This window comes from Hyphomicrobiaceae bacterium, assembly GCA_041397645.1.
Classification (GTDB): domain Bacteria; phylum Pseudomonadota; class Alphaproteobacteria; order Rhizobiales; family Hyphomicrobiaceae; genus Hyphomicrobium_B.
This window is the reverse complement of sequence record JAWKWE010000004.1, coordinates 2,477,291-2,495,515: the sequence shown is the minus strand read 5'-3', so window position 1 is coordinate 2,495,515 and position 18,225 is coordinate 2,477,291. Positions and strand designations below refer to the sequence as shown.

Annotated in this window: 12 protein-coding genes; 6 read left to right on the top strand and 6 right to left on the bottom strand. The window is 57.0% G+C overall.

What is annotated here, in order from left to right; translation table 11 throughout:
• Nucleotides 1-73 precede the first annotated feature (73 nt).
• From R3D51_11675 to R3D51_11650, 6 genes are all read left to right on the top strand, one after another.
• On the top strand, nt 74-1,126 hold the full coding sequence (locus tag R3D51_11675; GenBank protein ID MEZ5900137.1) for an HlyD family efflux transporter periplasmic adaptor subunit: 1,053 nt from the start codon (nt 74-76) through the stop codon (nt 1,124-1,126).
• A gap of 25 nt (nt 1,127-1,151) precedes the next feature.
• Nucleotides 1,152-3,905, top strand: a complete 2,754-nt coding sequence (gene rbbA / locus R3D51_11670; GenBank protein MEZ5900136.1) for a ribosome-associated ATPase/putative transporter RbbA — start codon at nt 1,152-1,154, stop codon at nt 3,903-3,905.
• A 3-nt stretch (nt 3,906-3,908) separates the two neighbouring features.
• Nucleotides 3,909-5,033, top strand: coding sequence for an ABC transporter permease (locus R3D51_11665; GenBank protein ID MEZ5900135.1), 1,125 nt, complete (start codon nt 3,909-3,911; stop codon nt 5,031-5,033).
• A gap of 558 nt (nt 5,034-5,591) precedes the next feature.
• Complete coding sequence (locus R3D51_11660) at nt 5,592-5,987, top strand: FixH family protein (protein MEZ5900134.1); 396 nt, start codon at nt 5,592-5,594, stop codon at nt 5,985-5,987.
• Between the two features lie 12 nt (nt 5,988-5,999).
• A complete protein-coding gene (locus tag R3D51_11655) occupies nt 6,000-7,463 on the top strand; it encodes an efflux RND transporter periplasmic adaptor subunit (GenBank protein ID MEZ5900133.1) in 1,464 nt (487 codons plus the stop codon).
• Nucleotides 7,460-10,615, top strand: a complete 3,156-nt coding sequence (locus tag R3D51_11650; GenBank protein ID MEZ5900132.1) for a CusA/CzcA family heavy metal efflux RND transporter — start codon at nt 7,460-7,462, stop codon at nt 10,613-10,615. The genes R3D51_11655 and R3D51_11650 overlap by 4 nt, the downstream gene beginning before the upstream one ends.
• On the opposite strand, the gene R3D51_11645 is transcribed toward R3D51_11650, so the two are convergent.
• The 6 genes from R3D51_11645 to R3D51_11620 all read right to left on the bottom strand — a co-directional run bounded on the left by R3D51_11645 (nt 10,612) and on the right by R3D51_11620 (nt 18,002).
• Nucleotides 10,612-13,056, bottom strand: coding sequence for a plasma-membrane proton-efflux P-type ATPase (locus R3D51_11645; protein ID MEZ5900131.1), 2,445 nt, complete (start codon nt 13,054-13,056; stop codon nt 10,612-10,614). The two genes, R3D51_11650 and R3D51_11645, sit on opposite strands and share 4 nt — an antisense overlap.
• Nucleotides 13,053-13,430: an STAS/SEC14 domain-containing protein gene (locus R3D51_11640; protein ID MEZ5900130.1), complete on the bottom strand. Its 378-nt coding sequence runs from the start codon at nt 13,428-13,430 to the stop codon at nt 13,053-13,055. Before R3D51_11640 ends, R3D51_11645 begins: the two co-directional genes overlap by 4 nt.
• A 40-nt stretch (nt 13,431-13,470) precedes the next feature.
• Nucleotides 13,471-14,628 carry an alpha/beta fold hydrolase gene (locus R3D51_11635; GenBank protein MEZ5900129.1) on the bottom strand — a complete coding sequence of 386 codons (1,158 nt, stop codon included), beginning with the start codon at nt 14,626-14,628 and terminating at the stop codon, nt 13,471-13,473.
• Between the two features lie 13 nt (nt 14,629-14,641).
• The gene (locus R3D51_11630) at nt 14,642-15,838 is read right to left on the bottom strand and encodes an acetate/propionate family kinase (protein MEZ5900128.1); all 1,197 of its coding nucleotides are present in this window, start codon (nt 15,836-15,838) and stop codon (nt 14,642-14,644) included.
• Between the two features lie 10 nt (nt 15,839-15,848).
• The gene (locus R3D51_11625) at nt 15,849-16,802 is read right to left on the bottom strand and encodes a bifunctional enoyl-CoA hydratase/phosphate acetyltransferase (protein ID MEZ5900127.1); all 954 of its coding nucleotides are present in this window, start codon (nt 16,800-16,802) and stop codon (nt 15,849-15,851) included.
• 246 nt (nt 16,803-17,048) lie between these two features.
• The gene (locus R3D51_11620; protein ID MEZ5900126.1) at nt 17,049-18,002 is read right to left on the bottom strand and encodes an HAD family hydrolase; all 954 of its coding nucleotides are present in this window, start codon (nt 18,000-18,002) and stop codon (nt 17,049-17,051) included.
• Between the last annotated feature and the right edge of the window lie 223 nt (nt 18,003-18,225).

The window sequence follows — 18,225 nt, the reverse complement described above, 5'->3', positions numbered from 1 at the left end:
GTTCCGCGCCTGCCTATACTTATGCTTATAGTGCAGCGGGCAATCGTATAAACGTTCTCATGGAGCAGGAGCCTTGCGGACGAACTACCTCATGGCGGCCGCTGGGGCCATTGTGCTGGGCGGCCTTGGCTATTTGTTTTTTGGCGGCAACGGCACCTCTTTGCCCGAGGATATCGCCTGGGGTAACGGACGCATTGAAGCCGTACAGGTCGATGTTGCGACCAAGATCGCAGGGCGCGTAGAGAGCGTGAGCGTGCGCGAAGGCGACCTTGTCCGACAGGGCGACGTACTTGCCCAAATCGACGTGGCGCAACTCAAGGCGCAGGCTCTGAAAGCTGAAGCTGACATTGCCAGCGCGCAAAGCCAAGCCGCAGCAGCTGAGGCGGCAATCTCCCAGGCACAAGCACAGCTCCTCCTCGCCGATCAGGAGCTGGCGCGGTCCTCAAGCCTCGTCGACAAGGGCCACACCTCAAAGGAGGTCTATGATACCCGGGTCAGTCAGAGCGCGGTCGCAAAGGCAAATGTGGCTTCGGCCGAAGCGATGCTTGTTTCTCGACAACGCAGCATTGATGCGGCGCGTGCGGTCGCCAAGGAGATTCAGACCGAAATCGACGACTGCACATTGAGGTCGCCAACAGTCGGACGTGTGCTTTATCGGTTAGCCGAGCCCGGTGAGGTGGTCGGCGCGGGTGGCAAGATTCTGACGCTTGTCGATTTGTCTGACGTTTACTTGGAAGTCTTTCTTCCTGCGGCGCAGGCGCACCGTGTGAATGTTGGTGCCGAAGCCCGCATCAAGCTGGATGTGATAGATGTGGCGATTCCTGCGACGGTCAGCTTCGTCTCGCCGGAATCGCAGTTCACGCCGAAGCAGGTGGAGACCGCGAGCGAGCGTGAGAAGCTCGTGTTCCGAGTGAAGGTGCGCGTGCCGTCCGAACTGGTGATGAATTACATCGAGCGCGTGAAGACCGGCGTTCGCGGTGTCGCGTATGTCAGACTTTCGCTTCCACCCGGAGTGGAGCCGTCGCCCTGGCCCGACTTCCTGCAGAAGCTGCCGCCAAGTCATCCACCGGCTGCGGCGGAGCCTGCCAGCGATGCGGGTAGCGCAAGTTCACCTGGCAGGCCTTGATCGATCATAACTTGAAGCCGGTTTCATGAAGCCTGAGCGCGATCCGATTGTACGCATCATGGGCGTTACGCACGTCTATAAGACCGTTCGTGCCCTGTCGGGTGTGACGCTCGATGTGCCTTCGGGATGCATGGTTGGTTTTCTCGGGCCCGATGGTGTCGGCAAATCGACATTGCTCGGTCTGATTGCGGGTGCGCGCAAACTGCAGGTCGGCGAGCTCGAAGTTCTGGACGGCGATATGGCGTCTAGCAAGCACCGACGCGAAGTTGGTCCGCGCATCGCTTACATGCCGCAGGGGTTGGGCAAAAACCTCTATCAGGAACTGAGTGTCGAGGAGAACCTCGACTTCTTCGGAAGCCTCTTCGGGCAGGGTTCAGCAGAACGCCGCGCGCGCATCAACAGGCTGACCAAGGCAACGGGTCTGTTCCCTTTTCTCAACCGCCCTGCGGCCAAGCTCTCAGGCGGCATGAAGCAGAAGCTAGGGTTGTGCTGCGCGCTGATTCACGATCCGGATCTGCTCATCCTCGATGAGCCTACAACGGGTGTCGATCCGCTTTCGCGGCGTCAGTTCTGGGTGCTCATTGACGCGATCCGAAAGGAGCGGCCGGGAATGAGCGTCATCGTTTCCACCGCCTACATGGACGAAGCGGAACGCTTCGACTGGCTGGTGGCAATGGACGCTGGCCGCATTCTCGCAACCGGCACGCCTGCACAACTCAAGGAGCAGACCGCGACGACCGCCCTTGAAGCGGCTTTCGTTCAATTGTTGCCGAAACATCGGCGCAGGAAGCAGGGAGAGCTTGTGATCCCACCGCGGGAAATGGCGGATGGCGTGCCCGCGATTGTCGCAAAAGGGCTGACGCGCCGTTTCGGCGGTTTCACCGCAGTCGATAACGTCAGCTTTGAAATCGAGCGCGGGGAGATTTTCGGCTTTCTTGGATCGAACGGCTGCGGCAAGACCACCACAATGAAGATGTTGACTGGGTTGCTGCCGCCCACCGAAGGCGAAGCCTTCCTGTTCGGCAAGCCGGTGGATGCCAACGATATCGAGACGCGCAAGCGCGTCGGGTTCATGTCGCAGTCGTTTTCGCTCTACGGTGAATTGACCGTCCGCCAGAACCTTATGCTTCATGCCAGGCTCTTCCATCTAAGTGCCGCCAAAACGACCGAGCGCATACGCCAACTCGTGACGCGCTTCGGGATCGCCGATCAACTGGATGTGCTCGCTTCGTCGCTCCCGCTCGGTATGCGCCAGAGGCTTTCACTTGCGGTTGCGGTCATCCACGAGCCGGAAATGCTTATCCTCGATGAGCCGACGTCGGGCGTTGATCCGGTGGCTCGTGATGAGTTCTGGGAGCTTCTCGTAGAACTGTCTCGCCGGGACAAGGTGACGATTTTCATCTCCACGCACTTTATGAATGAAGCCCTCCGCTGTGATCGTGTCTCGCTGATGCACGCTGGGCGGGTACTTGTTTATGGCCAGCCAGCGCACTTGGTAGAAGAAAAAGGCGCCGCGTCTCTTGAGGATGCGTTTATCGCCTATATTGAAGAGGCCTCCGACGAGACGGCAGAGCAGAACGTTGCCGCCGAAACTCTGACGGTGCAACCCTTAGAGGCCGACACAGCAAGCGGGAATAGGGGTGAGGTTTATCGATTCAGCTTGTCGCGTCTTCTGGCCTTCAGCTATCGCGAGATGATGGAGGTTCTTCGCGATCCGGTTCGCCTCGCGTTCGCATTTCTTGGCAGCTCGATTTTGCTGATCGTCATTTCTTATGGCATTTCGCTCGATGTGCGCAATCTCAACTTTGCCGCCATGAATCTCGACCAGACGCCGCAAAGTAGGGACTATTTAAGCAGCTTTTCCGGGTCGCGTTATTTCATCGAAAAGCCCGAGATCAAGTCGCAAGATGAGCTTGAACAGCGCCTGAGGTCCGGCGACATCACGCTCGCTATCGAGATTCCGCCTGACTTCGGGCGAAACCTGAAGCGCGGACAGCCGGTCTCTGTTTCAGCCTGGATTGATGGCGCAAACACAACGCGCGCGGCGACGATTGCAGGTTATGTAACGGCCGCGCACGTAAAATATCTGACGGAACTGGCGCGCTCCGCCGGGGTTGACGCAAACGCGGCGGCAAACGTTTCCTTGGAGCCGCGCTACCGCTACAATCCTTCATTCGAAACGATCTACTCGATTGGGCCGAAAACGCCGGCCATGCTGCTCTTGTTATTTCCCGCCATTCTCATGGCGGTCAGCATGGCGCGCGAGAAGGAGATTGGAACGATCACCAACTTCTATGTCACGCCGACCAATCGGATCGAGTTCCTCGTCGGCAAGCAGTTGCCCTATATCGTCATCGGCGCCGTAAACTTCTTGGTGTTGACGCTGCTCGTTGTCTTTCTTTTGCAGGTGCCCCTCAATGGCTCATTCATTACGCTTTTCCTGGGTGCGATACTCTTTATCTCCGCAACCACGAGTTGGGGGCTCTTGCTTTCGTCGTTGACAAGTTCGCAGGTCGCTGCCGTGTTTGCCACAAGCATCCTATCGATGCTACCAACCATGCAGTTTTCCGGCATGATACAGCCGGTCTCGACGCTCGAAGGTGGTGCGCATGTTGCCGGACTTCTGTGGCCGGCGACGTACTACATGCACTTGAGCGTGGGGGCCTTCACCAAGGGATTGAACTCCAGCGATCTTGCGCTCGATCTCATCGTTCTTGCCGCATATAGCCCACTTTTCATCTCGCTTGCAGCGTTCTTCCTGAAGAAGCAGGAGGCGTGAGGGATGCGGACCTGGACGAACATCTTTTGGCTTGGCACGAAAGAACTCCGCAGCCTGTTCAGCGATGCAGTGATGGTTGGTCTCATCATCTGGGCATTCAGCTTTTCCATATATTCCCAGGCTACGGGAATGACGGACGACGTGCACAACGCTTCGATCGCGTTCGTTGACGAAGACAGATCGACGCTATCGCGTGCGATCCAAAATGCATTCTATCAGCCATACTTCCAGCGTCCCCAGGAGATCTCTGCTGCGAGCGTGGAAGATGCCATGAACCGCGACAAGTTTACGTTCGTGGTCGAGATACCGCCAAAGTTCGAAGAGGACGTGCGCCATGGCCGACGGCCAAGCGTACAGATCAATATCGACGCGACCGCTGTGGCTCAAGCGTCTCTCGGCGACAGCTATATCCAAAATATCGTGCGCAATGAAGTCGATCGCTTTGTTGCGAGATCCGACGAAAAATCCACCAGTGCCGTCACACTACTTGAACGTCTGGCTTTCAACCCCAACGGTACCGCCATGTGGTTCCGCGCCATCGTGGCCCTCCTCGATCAGCTTTCCATGATCACCATCGTGCTGACGGGTGCAGCTCTCCTGCGCGAACGTGAGCATGGAACGATCGAGCACCTGCTCGTCATGCCCTTGACGGCGTTCCAGATTGCCATGGCCAAGGTTCTTGCAAACGGTGTGGTTATTCTCACCGCATTCGCGTTGTCGCTGACGGTGGTCGTCACCGGAATTTTGCAAGTGCCGATAGCGGGCTCAACGCTGCTTCTTCTTGCGGGTACGTCTGTCTACCTGTTTGCCGCAGCGGCAATCGGCATTTTTCTAGGCACCGTTGCGCGAACCATGGCGCAGTTCGCTCTTCTCATGATCATGACGATCTTGCCGATGATGATGCTTTCGGGAGGTGTCAGTCCCATCGAAAGTCAACCGGAGTTGATCCAACCCGTCACGTGGCTGCTGCCTTCGCGGCATTTCATGGCATTTGCCCAAGCCGTCGTGTTCCGGGGGGCTGATTTTGGCATTGTTTGGCCGGAATTTGCCAAGGTCGCCGGTCTCGGAGCGGTCTTCTTTACAGCAAGTCTGGCCCTCTTTCGCCGCTCTATCGCCGTTAGCCAATGAGACGTTAAATCCGCTTCCGAGGGGTGGGGCGCCGTGATATGCCCTACTGGATGTCTGGGGAGACGGCGCGGTTGAGAAGTTTTCGGCAATTTCTGGTTTCGCTACTGGCGCTGATTATCGGCTTCGCGCCGATGACGACGGCCCTTGCGCGATGCAATCACGCCGAAGGATCGATGTCAGCATCGGTTGCGCTGTCAACCCATGCTCATATGCCCCATATGCACGACAGCCATTCCATGGAGACTTCGGCTCACGTTCAGGGCAAGAGCGGCGGCTGCAATCATCCCAATACGTGCGCTGCATTCTGCTTTGCGAAATGTTTCCAACTTCTCGCGGTGACATCTTCTGAGCCTAATCACCTGCAACTAGCAGGCATCCGGCTGGTGCCACCGACACCGCGACAGCCAGCAGGCTGGACGCGAGCGCCCATTCCGCCTCCCCCAATAGCCTGATCTACAGTGAGCGATGACAGCTGATCGTGTTGCGCGCGAATAAACGCGCGAGCACGCGGTTGCACGCAACATTTCCTCTACAAACCGTCTGACAAGGTTCGGGCCAATGAAAGTTGCCACGTTTATGCGGGCCGCGCTTGCGGGCGCGTGCATGATCTCGGCTTCCGCCGCGTTTGCGGCCGCAACGGACTACGCATTTGAAGCCGCAAAGACCAGTATCGCTAACGGTAAAGGAAGCGAACTGGCTGTTCGTTTGGTGCACAAGCAAACAGGCAAGCAAGTTGCCGGAGCGATTATCTTTCGCTCGCGGCTAGACATGTCACCAGATGGCATGGGCGACATGACCGCCAGCCTCCAAGCCTTACCGTCGAACGAGGCGGGTGTTTACCGCTTCAAGGCCGATCTGACGATGGCGGGGCAATGGGCATTGAAGGTGATGGCCAAGGTGCCGGGTGAAGCAGAAACCGTCCAGGGCTTTGTCGTCTTTGATGCCAAGGACTGAAGGAGCGATGCGATGAACAAGACCTTGTTTGCGGGCATCGCCACAGCGGCGCTGGTAATTTCGGGCGTGGTTGGCTATCGGCTCGGCACCGGAACCTGGCCCGAACTAAGCCGTGTTTGGCCGCCGTCCATACAACATGCTTCGGATCGTGCGCACGAGGAGCGCAAGGTTCTCTATTGGAAGAACCCTTCGGATGAAACGGACTATTCAGCCACGCCGAAAAAGACCGCTGACGGTCGCGATTATCTGCCAGTGCACGACGACGAAGAAAGCGACTTGGCGCAACAGGGATCGACAAAGCCCTCCGAAAACCGGCCGGTTCTCTATTACCGCAATCCCATGGGGTTGCCTGATGTCTCGCAGGTGCCCAAGAAGGACGGCATGGGAATGGACTACATTCCTGTTTATGAGGGCGACGAAGACGATAGCGGCATCGTCAAGATAAGCCCCGTAAAAGTACAGCGCACAGGCGTGCGAAGCGAACCTGTCGTTTTGCGCAAGGTGGCCCGGCCTGTCAGGGCACCAGGCATCGCCAAGCCCGACGAGCGAACGCTCTATTCGGTGACGCTCAGGGCCGACAGTTTTATCGAAAAGCTCTACGTCAACGAGGATGGCCGCCACGTCGAAAAAGGCGAGCCGCTCTTTCGCATCTATAGTCCCGATATGGTGAAAGTGCAGGTCGATTACCGCATCGCGCGCGCGGCGGGAACGACGAGAAGCGATGCGGGGGCCATACAGAGGTTAGCCAATCTCGAGCTTCCACCGGCCGTTATCGAGGAGCTGCAGACGTCCGGTGAGCCGGTCTTGGCGTTCGATTGGCCATCGCCCATCGCCGGCTTCATTCTCAAAAAGAATGTGGTGGAAGGCATGATGGCCAGGATGGGAGATGAACTCTTCCGCATAGCCGACCTCTCCAGCATTTGGGTGATTGCGGACGTCTCCGAGCAGGACATTGGTCAAGTGGCAATCGGGGACAAGGCACGCATTTCATTTCGCGCCTTTCCCGGGGAGACATTCGAGGGGCAAGTCACCTTCATCTTGCACGAGTTGGACCCGCAGACCCGGACGGGGAAGGTGCGCATCCAGCTTGCCAATCCAGAACACCGCATCAAGCACGAGATGTTCGCTGATGTGGATATCGAAACAAATCATCAAGAGGCCAAGCAGCTCGCCGTCCCTATGTCCGCTCTCATCGACAGCGGTAAACGCCAAGTCGTCATCATCGATCGGGGTGAAGGTCGCTTCGAGCCGCGCGAAGTGAAAACAGGGCTTCGCGATAGTGCCTTCGTTGCGATCAAAGAAGGCGTGAAGGAGGGCGATAAGGTCGTCGTATCGGCGAATTTCCTCATTGATGCGGAAAGCAACCTGCGCGCGGCCCTCGCGGGCTTTTCGGATGAACCGGCCAGCAAAGAATCCGATGCTTCTGGCGGCACAGCTCACGATGACACGCATTCGCACGATGAGGCAAAGCCATGATCGCCCGTATCATACGTTGGTGTGCGGGCAATACCGTGCTCGTCCTTCTGTTGACGACGCTCCTGGCTGCAGCGGGAGCAGTTGCAGTAACGAAAGTGCCGCTCGATGCCCTTCCGGATCTCTCCGACGTTCAGGTCATTGTTTATACCGAGTACAGCGGCCAAGCCCCCCAAGTCGTCGAGGATCAGGTCACATATCCCTTGTCGACGGCGATGCTTTCAGTTCCGAAATCCAAAGTCGTGCGAGGCTTCTCGTTCTTTGGCGCTTCTTTCGTCCACATTATCTTTGAGGAAGGAACCGATATCTATTGGGCGCGCTCTCGCGTCCTTGAGTATCTGTCAGGTGTCGCAAAGTCTCTTCCGCAAGGCGTGACGCCTACACTTGGGCCCGATGCCACGGGCGTCGGCTGGGTGTATCAATATGCCGTCATGGCGGCCAGAAGGACGCTGGCGGAACTTAGAACGACGCAAGATTGGCAAGTGCGATTCGCGCTCTCGAAGGCGGAGGGCGTCGCTGAGGTCGCCAGCGTCGGCGGATTCGTGCGCCAGTACTCTGTCGTGGTGGACCCGCAGCGGCTACGCTCTTTTAATATTCCTTTGGCGCGCGTACGCGACGCGATCCGTGCCGCGAACATGGATGTGGGCGGGCGTGTCGTTGAGCTTGCCGAAACGGAATTCATGGTCCGCGGGCGTGGTTACATCAAGGGTGTCAGCGATATCGAGCAGGTCATGCTCAAGAGTGTCGATGGCACGCCGGTGTTTCTCAAAGACGTTGCGCGCGTCGAGTTGGCCCCAGACGAGCGGCGAGGTCTGAGTGAGCTCGACGGAGAAGGGGAGGTGGTTGCGGGCATTGCTGTGCAACGCTTCGGACAGAACGCATTGTCCGTCATTGACAACGTGAAAAAGAAAGTGAGCGAGATCAGCAATTCTCTTCCGGATGGAACCAAGATCGTTCCCGTTTACGACCGCTCCGACCTGATCCACCGCGCCCTGTCAACACTCAGATCCACGCTTCTCGAAGAGTGCGTTATCGTAGCAATAGTCTGTTTTATCTTTCTTCTGCATGTGCGCAGCGCATTTGTGGCGATCATCACGCTCCCAATCGGTATTCTCGCCGCCTATTTGTGCATGTGGGTGCTTGGAATTTCATCCAACATCATGAGCCTCGGAGGCATTGCGATTGCGATCGGTGCAATGATCGATGCCGCAATCGTGTTGGTGGAAAATGCGCACAAACATGTGGAACGCGCACCAAAGGACAAATCCCGCATCAGCGTACTTGTCGAAGCGGCATCCGAGGTGGGGCCATCTCTGTTCTTCTCGCTCTTGATCATCACCGTGTCTTTCCTTCCAGTTTTCGCGCTGGAGGCACAGGAAGGTCTGCTGTTCAAGCCTCTCGCTTGGACCAAGACGTTCTCAATGGCTGCCGCCGCCTTGCTCTCCATTACGCTCGTACCGGCCCTGATGGTGTTGTTTATTCGCGGACGCATCGTGCCGGAGGCGAAGAACCCAGTGAACAGGTTCTTGCTTTGGATCTACCGGCCGATCATCAATCTTGTCTTGCGGGCGAAGGCGCTCATCATCATCTTCGCGCTCGTCATGCTCGCGGCGAGCGCATGGCCCGCTCAGAGGCTCGGCTCTGAATTCATGCCCACGCTGAACGAGGGCACGATCATGTACATGCCGACGACGCTTCCGGGCTTGTCGATGACCAAGGCGGCCGAACTTCTCCAGACACAGGATCGGATTATTAAAACTTTTCCGGAGGTCGAACACGTGTTCGGGAAAGCGGGGCGCGCTGCTACTGCTACTGATCCCGCGCCGACCGAGATGTTCGAGACCATCATAACCTTGAAGCCCGAGGAGGCCTGGCGGCCTGGCATGACGGTCGACAAGTTGATTTCGGAAATGGACAAGGCATTGCAGTTTCCGGGCGTGTCCAACGCTTGGACCATGCCGATCAAGGGTCGCATCGATATGTTGGCCACCGGAATCCGAACTCCGGTTGGTGTCAAAGTCATCGGGCCAGATCTGCGGGTGATCGAGAAGCTGGCTCGCTCTATCGAGAACGCGGTCAAGACGGTGCCGGGTACATCAAGCGCGTACGCTGAGCGCATTATGGGCGGCTATTACCTCGATATCGAACCAGATCGCGGCGCCCTCGCACGATACGGACTGGATATTGCCGACGTTCAACAGATTGTCGCATCTGCCATTGGCGCCGAAACGATCACGACAACCATCGAAGGGCGCGAGCGCTATGGCATCAGCATACGCTATCCTCGCGATGTTCGATCGGATCCTGTCTCGATCGCTCACGAGGTACTTGTGCCCCTCGCTAACGGCGCGTCGATTCCACTTGGGCAGGTAGCGAACATCACGCGCACACAAGGACCAGCGTCGATCCGAAGCGAGAATGCTCAGCCTTCGGCGTACGTTCTGGTGGATGCACGCGATCGGGATCTCGGAACATACGTGGCGGACGTGAAGAAGGCCGTTGAGGCGCAAGTCAAATTCCCGCCGGGCTATTACGCGGTTTGGAGCGGACAGTTTGAGTATTATGAGCGAGCCAAGAAGAGGCTGGCAATCGTCGTGCCGTTTACGCTCCTGATCATCCTGGCGCTGCTCTATATGAACTTCCGGCGGATGACGGACACCTTGATCGTAATGCTGTCGCTGCCGTTTTCTCTGATCGGCGGCCTTTGGCTCGTGTGGTGGATGGGCTTCAACTTGTCTGTCGCTGTAGCAGTTGGCTTTATCGCGCTCGCGGGCGTAGCGGCCGAGACCGGAGTCATCATGCTCATCTACCTTAATCACGCGTTCGAGGCGCGCAAATCGGAGGCTGTATCGGAGGCCAGGGTTCTCAGTCAAACAGATTTACATGCGGCGATCGTCGAAGGCGCGGTAGAGCGGGTGCGACCAAAAATCATGACGGTAGTCGCGATCATGGCAGGTTTGCTGCCAATCCTATGGAGCCACGGCACCGGGGCGGAAGTCATGAAGCGTATTGCAGTTCCCATGATCGGCGGAATGGTTTCTTCCACGCTACTCACATTGATCGTCATCCCGGCGATCTATGCGCTGGTCAAGCAGCGAGAAGTATCGCGCGCTATCCAAAGCAGCTCAAGTGAAGCAGCAAGCCGCGGTGGCTAGGTGTTCGTAGCACTCAATCGGCTACGAACAATATTCGCGATGACATTCTCAATGGGAAGCCAGGCGAGCGCATAGGCCCAGACTGCGAGGGCGTATTTCCAACCCAGCGGTGTGATGAAGATACCGTAGACTGCAATCAAGGTCCCAAGAATTTGCGTTGCCTCTGTAGTGAGGAACAGCCGTGGGTTCGGCCATGGCTGCTGCCAGAACCAGCCCTGACTTCTGGCGACATAGAGGGTCAAGTGGCCTGCGACCAAGAGTTTGAGGAAGATGAGAGTTTGGATTGTCTCGCGTGGGATCTTTAGGACTGTGTCGACATACCAGAACAGCAGGAACGTCTCGATCACGCCGACAAAGCCGAGAGCGGTGGAGAGTATCAACACGCGCCGCATGTCCCATTTGACCGGCGCTTTCGCCGTGGCCGCATTGTCGTAAGCGATGGTCATGATCGGCAGGTCGTTCAGGATTGCAAGCAGAACGATCATGATGGCGGTGACCGGATAGAACCTGAAAATGAGAATCGACAACGTCATGAAAAGGAGAACACGGATCGTCTCGGCAATGCGAAATGTGGCGTAGCTCGTCATTCGCTCGAAGATCCGCCGGGCTTCTTCGATTGCCGATGTGATAACCGAAAGACCAGATCCGGTGAGAACGACGTCAGCAGCCGCTCGAGCAGCATCCGAAGCCCCGCTCACGGCAATGCCCGCATCGGCTTGTTTCAACGCGGGTGCATCGTTGACCCCGTCGCCCGTCATCGCAACCAAGTGCCCGCTGTCTTGCAAAGCCTTGACGATCTTGAATTTGTGTTCTGGCAGCACACGCGCGACGCCATCGACGGCATCAATCCGGCGAGCGATGTCGCCGTCTTGATCGAACAAAGCTGCTGCCGATTGGATGTTGCGGCCAAGTCCGAGCTTTCCGGCAATCTGGCGCGCAATGGCTTCGTGATCGCCGGTGATCATTTTGACGTTTATGCCCATGCTGCGCGCGCGGGCAATCGTTGAAGCGGCATCCTCTCGCGGGGGATCAAAAATTGGAATGACGCCGAGATATGTCCATGGGCCACCTTCGTGCTTCTGAGCAACGCCAAGGGCGCGGTATCCGTCATTGGCAAGGTCGTCCACCTCGCGCTCGCAGGCTTTTCTTTCGTCGGGTGACAGCGTTACGAGGTCCAGGATGACCTGGGGTGCGCCTTTGCTGAAAAGATAGGTGTCGCCGTTCTTTGCTGCGCGTGCTTCAGTGCGCTTCGAGATCGGATCGAACGGGGTGAACGCAAGCATCTTCCAGCCGTCCAACGAAGCCGTTTTGCTCTGCGCCGCCAGGACAGCTCCATCGATAGCATCGGGGTCATCTTTGTTGGAGGCTAGCGCTGCCGCAAGCAACAAGTCATCATCGGTCGCGCTAGCGGTGGGTCGCAGATCAGAAATAGTGAGTTGGTTACGGGTGAGCGTACCTGTCTTATCGGCACAAAGAACGTCCACGCCAGCGAGTTCTTCGATGGAGACGAGACGCGAAACGATGGCCTTCATCCGGGCAAGACGCTCGGCGCCGACAGCTAAAGTTACAGAGAGGACGGTCGGTAGGGCAACTGGGATCGCAGCTACGGTCAGAATTAGAGCGAACTGGATGGTCTCGATCAGCCGCTCATGTCGCCAGACGGCGAAGGCGATAATGATCGCCACGAGTACGAGGGTGGTTGCAATCAGGAAGTTTCCGATTTTCAAGACTGCGGTCTGAAAGTGCGAATGCGCTTGGGCGCTCTCGACAAGTTGTGCAGTCTTGCCGAAATACGTCTTCATGCCTGTCGCGGTGACGATGGCCTGCATTTCACCCAGCTTGGCGATGGAACCGGAATAGGCGCTGTCGCCAGCGCGCTTGTCGACGGGCAGTGATTCACCGGTCAAGGCAGACTCATCGACACTGAGATAGTCACCCGTCTTGAGGACAAGATCGGCGGGAACGACATTGCCCAGTTTCAGAGCAATAACGTCGCCGGGGACGAGATCGCTGGCTGGAATGTTCTGCCAGGTGCTGTCGCGAAGCACACGAGCCGAAAGCGCCAAGCGCTGTTTCAACGCTTCGATGGCGCTGCCGGCTTTGTGTTCTTGCCAGAAATCAACGCCAGCGTTGACGAGAAGCATGGTCAGAATAATTGCGAAGTCGGCCCAGTCACCGAGAAAAGCCGAAAGGAGCGCCGCCGTCTCGATCATCCAGGGGATCGGCCCCCAGAAATAGTGCATCAGACGAGCCAGCGCGCTCGTCTTTTTTTCTGCGAGCGCATTGGGACCATATTTAAGCAATCTCGCGGCTGCTTCCGAGTTGGAAAGGCCGATTTTAAGATCGGTTGACAAGTCGGCAGGGGGGACGGCAGGCGGTTTTTGATCACCGCTTGGCGTAGCCTCAGAGGTCTTCTCTTTGCCGCGTTTCGTCAAGTTCATGCTGCTGCGGCTTTCGAAATGATCCAGTCGTGCGCCTCGGCGAGCTCCGCGTTTGAGAATACACGCATGGCATGGTGAAAGAACGGGACGAACAGGCGCATGGTGTCCCTTATCCAGCCCACATCGGTAACAACGGCGATACGCTCGAACTTGCTCCAGTTTGAGATGCCGGTTCTCATATCGGCCCAAGCGGCGCCGGCGCTGAAGCCAGTGTATTCCGGTCCAAGCTCGTAGAGCATGCGCACTGAATCATATTTCGCAATCCGCGCATTGAGTTCGGGAATAAGCGTCCTGGCATAATCATCCGCGGTGACCTCCCCTTTGGCAGAAATAGCGAGAACGTCATCGGGATAGCCTTTGAGTATTTCAAGCATCGCGTGTTCTCCTTTTTTCTGACGCCGGACCGGGGTCCTTCTAGACGCCGTTTGCCTTGATCCAATTCGCAATCTCGGGCCACGCCTCCTTCAAAGTGCGCGAGCCCATGAACAAGCCGATATGACCGCCGGGTACGAGTTTTTTCGTAATGGCTCCCTTTGGTGTTCCCAGCAGTTGTTCGGCCGCAAAGACTTGTTCGCGTGTTGTTATGTCGTCGCTCTCGCCAGCGAGGAGATAGGCCGGACACTTCACATCATTAAGCGAGAGCTTGCGGCCAAGCCCGATGAAGTCCCCCCTCGCAAAGACATTTTTTTTGAAAAGCAGGTCTATGGCTTGGAGATAATACCTGCCCGGCAGGTCGATTGGATTTTCGTACCAACGCTCAAAGCGCTCGGTTCGGGTAATGTATGATTTGTCTTCGATATGTTCGTAAAGGTCGATGTACTTTCCGAGGTACTGTTCGCCTGGGTGCATGTTTTTCCAGCCGGCGAGCATGTTCTGACCAAGCATGCGACCGCCGCCGGCATCGACCATCCTCTCGTAGAATCCAAGCGGCAGTTCGTGCGCCATACGCTTGATCGGGCCGTTTCCAGCGTCAGTGTCAATCGGCGAGCCAGCGAGAACGAGGCTGGCAACCTTGTGCGGGAAGCGGGATGCATACATTGCCGACATCCAGCCACCCTGGCACAGACCTACGAGATTGACGCGTCCTCCCAGATCGTCAACGGCGACATTTATTTCGGCAAGATACTTGTCGATGTTGAAGTTGCTCATATCGTTTGTTGCGCTTTTCCAATCTGCCACCAGCACGCGCGCGATGCCGCTCGTGAGAAGCGTCTGCACAAGGCTCTGTCCTGGAGCATAGTCGGCAATAGTTGAGCTATGGCCGGCGTAGGGCGCGTCGACCAGCACGGGAACCACTGCTTTCGCGGGATCCTTGGAAAAGTCTCGAAGCCGCATGGTGTCGAGATCCAACTGTATCGTGTTGGAGGTCGCCCAATCGGGTGGCGGCGGATTTTCTATGGCTTCGGCTTCAGCGAGATAGCGGATGTTGTCTTCGACGAACTTCAATCCCGCTTCTTGAAACTCGATCGCGGCGGCCATGGGCCAGAAGAAGGGGACGCTATGTTCCTGTTTGATCGGCTTCGCTTTAGGTTTCGTGTCAGAACTTGGGGCAGTGCTGTTGTTTTGAAGCATGCCGATCTCCTATTCATTGTCGTTTGGGATCGCCGCGTGGGCTGACGAGCTGGATTGTGTGGGTAGCTACCATCCGTTCTTCGTCGGTTGGAACGGCCCAGACGCTGACGCGGCTCTCTTGCGTAGAAATGCGCTCGCTCGAATGTTCGTTGCTCTCTGCGTCGATATGTATGCCAAGCCAGGTTGATCGATCGCAGACAGCCTTGCGGATGGCGGCGGCGTGCTCGCCGATGCCACCGGTAAACACCAGCGCGTCTAGTCCGCCTAGTGCAGCAGCAAGGCTGCCAAGCTCCAATGAGATGCGGTGCACGAATAGTTCGACCGCTTCGCGTGCTTGATCGTCCTGACTTTCGAGCAATACGCGCATGTCGCTGGAGATGCCGGACACGCCCTTGAGACCGCTCTCATTATAGAGCAAGTTCTCAACGTCGCTCGCGCTCCAGCCCTTTTCGCGCATCATCCAGATCAAGAGTCCAGCGTCGAGTTCGCCAGGACGAGTGCCCATGACGAGGCCGCTGAGAGGGCTGAAGCCCATCGTCGTGGCAATGCTCTTGCCAGAGCTGAGCGCGCACATACTGCTGCCGCTGCCCAAGTGCGCGACGACGGTGCGGCCGGCGGCAGCCTTCGGGTCCAGATCGGGCAGGCGGCTGGCGATGAATTCATAGGAAAGCCCGTGGTAACCGAAGCGTTGCGCACCAGATTCGGTGAGGCTTCGCGGCAGGCCATAAAGTCGGGCGATGCGCGGCATCGTACTGTGGAATGCAGAGTCGAAGCAGGCGACCTGCGGCTGGCCCGGGTGCAATTTGGCCAATATTTCTATTGGTTCGAGATTGCGGGGTTGGTGCAGAGGTGCGAGGGGGATGAGAGTTTGGAGCTTTTCCAGAACGCTGGGTGTGACGATTGCGGGAGAGGAATGCGATAGGCCGCCGGTGGCTACGCGGTGGCCGATGGCGATCAAGCTCCCCGGGCCGAGATGGCTTTCAATCCATGCTACGGTTTCCGCAAGCAGGTAGTGGACACTCACCTCTCCAGTGTGGAAGTCGCGATCGGCCAGTTTGTCGCCATTGGCGTTTCGTGCGCTAAGGTGTGGAGTGGCTCCGATACCGTCAAGCTCGCCAGAGATCTGCCGCACGAGACTTGAGGTGAAGACAGCAAACTTGATGCTGGAAGAACCGGCATTGACGACAAGGATGTTTTCGTTCGTGCGCATCAGATCAACTTCAGCTTGCCTTGCCGACGGCTGCACCTTCTGGTTTTTGACTTCGTGAGTGCGCGAGAAGCGCTGCTACAGCGCATGACGCGAGACGGCTCTTTGGGCTGTCGGCACGGCTCGTCAGAACGATGGGAACACGTGCGCCGACGACGATGCCAGCAGCCTCGGCATCTGCCAGGTACTCCAATTGTTTGGCGAGCATGTTTCCCGATTCAAGATCCGGAACGACAAGAATGTCGGCCCGGCCTGCAACGGGTGAATGAATGTGCTTGATTTTGGCGGCCTTGAGGTTGACCGCATTGTCGAAAGCCAGCGGCCCGTCGAGAGCGCCGCCGGTAATCTGGCCGCGATCGGCCATCTTGCAGAGGGCGGCGGCATCGAGCGTGGATTGAATTGCGGGAGTAACAGTCTCGACGGCGGAAAGAATCGCGACCTTAGGTTCTTGAATTCCGACGTCGTGTGCGAGTTCAATGGCGTTCTGCACAATGTCGACCTTATCGGCGAGCTTTGGATAAATATTGATAGCAGCGTCTGTAATGAGCAGCGTGCGTGGATAGCTCGGTACATCAAGAACGAAAACGTGGCTGATCCGGCGGTGGGTTCTAAGGCCCACATCGTCCAGCATGACCGCATGCATGAAATGATCAGTATGGAGGCTCCCCTTCATGAGTGCGGATGCCTCGCCCGTGCGGCACAACTCTACGCCCTTAGCAGCGGCTTTCTGATCGTCTTCAACATCGATGATGCGATAGGAGTCGACATAAAGTTTGCATGTACGAGCCAATTCTTTCATTCGCTTGGCGGGACCGATGAGAATGGGCTCGATCAGGCCAGCCTCTGCTGCCTCGACCGCTCCTTGAAGCGCAACGTCACTCAAGGGATAGACCACTGCCATTGCTGGAGAAGGCAGACCTCTGGCGCGGTCGATGATGCGTTCGAAGATGTGGTGATGACGACGCATGAAACCTATCGAACGACGGAGGGAGGAAGGACGTGTTCTTTTAGTTGGTTATCTTTGCGCCCTATTCAAGCGGCCGTTATGCGTCAGGATGACCGGGGCGGTCGCGAATATCGGTATTTGCTGTAAACAATCAGGAAGCATTAGTGCCGCGGACCTTACGGATTGGCAAGGTCTTGAGGTCGAGCGCTGAACGATGCGTGATGAGCCGCATTCACAGCGGTTCATCACTGCAGTGGCAACAATCTGCTATTCAGGAAAGATTACTTTCCAATCGTTCTTCATATCGACAACCGTCCATTGGTTCACTGCCGCAGCGTCGAGTGCTTCATCGAGTTTGCCAAATGTCGATTTGCGATCATAGGCGTATTCGCGTTCCGCATCGGTGTGATGCACGATCAGTCCGAAGCGTCTTCCGCCTTGGAGCGTCGTCCATTGCAGCATCTGCAAGTCGCCATCGGAGTTGCCGAATGCTGCGATAGGCACACGGCCGATGTACTGATTGATGCCCACAGGTTTTCCGGCCTTGTCGTCAATGAAGTTCAGTTCGGCGAGGCGCATCAGGGTAGGCCGCCCATCCTTCATCTCAAATGCTGTCTTGATCGATGATCCGACGACTTGCTCTGGAGGGATGCCATACACCGACATCGTCCATGGCCGCATGAATTCAACGCCGCCTCCGGAGGTGATAAAAGTCTTAAAGCCGTTCGCCCTGAGATAGGCGAGCAACTCCAGCATCGGCTGGTAGACCAGTTTCAAGTATGACTTCTTGAATCTAGGATGTTTGGCTGTTGCAAACCAATCGGTGACGATTTTTGAAAATTCGTCGGTCGTCATGCCTGCATGCGTTGCCATCACGAGCTGGAGAAGGCCTTTCTCTCCGGACTCGGCAACGGTTTTCATGTCGCCTTCAAGAACGGCTTTGAAGGGCTGCGTATCCTTCCATTCAGGATGGAGCGGCTCCATTGCCTTTACCCGATCGAGCGCGAACGCGAGCTGGGTGTACATCGGCTGCTCGGTCCACAGCGTCCCGTCGTTGTCGAAGGTGGCGATGCGTTCTTCCGGTGCAACGTAATCGGGTCCGCCCGAGGTGGTGACGGCAGTGACGAAATCGACAATTGATGCCTTTGTGGGGCCGTCGTTCCAGGAGGGCAGAGGATCCTTATCGTCGGCGAATGCCAAGCCGGGGACCACGAAGGTCATCGCAGCAGCTATCGACGCTGCCAAAATGTTGCGGCGCGTGAGGAACTCGAACATGGACACTCTCCTTAGCAACTCGATCGGCAAAGATGGGGAGCGTCCATCAAGTATTTCGTGGATCGCTCGCCACAAAGTGCGGGCCATCTAAACAGTCTAGTCGATCCCGGATCGACGTCAGTACCTTTTTGTGAGCATGTTTCGCGAGCCTGCACTGCAGCGCCAATAC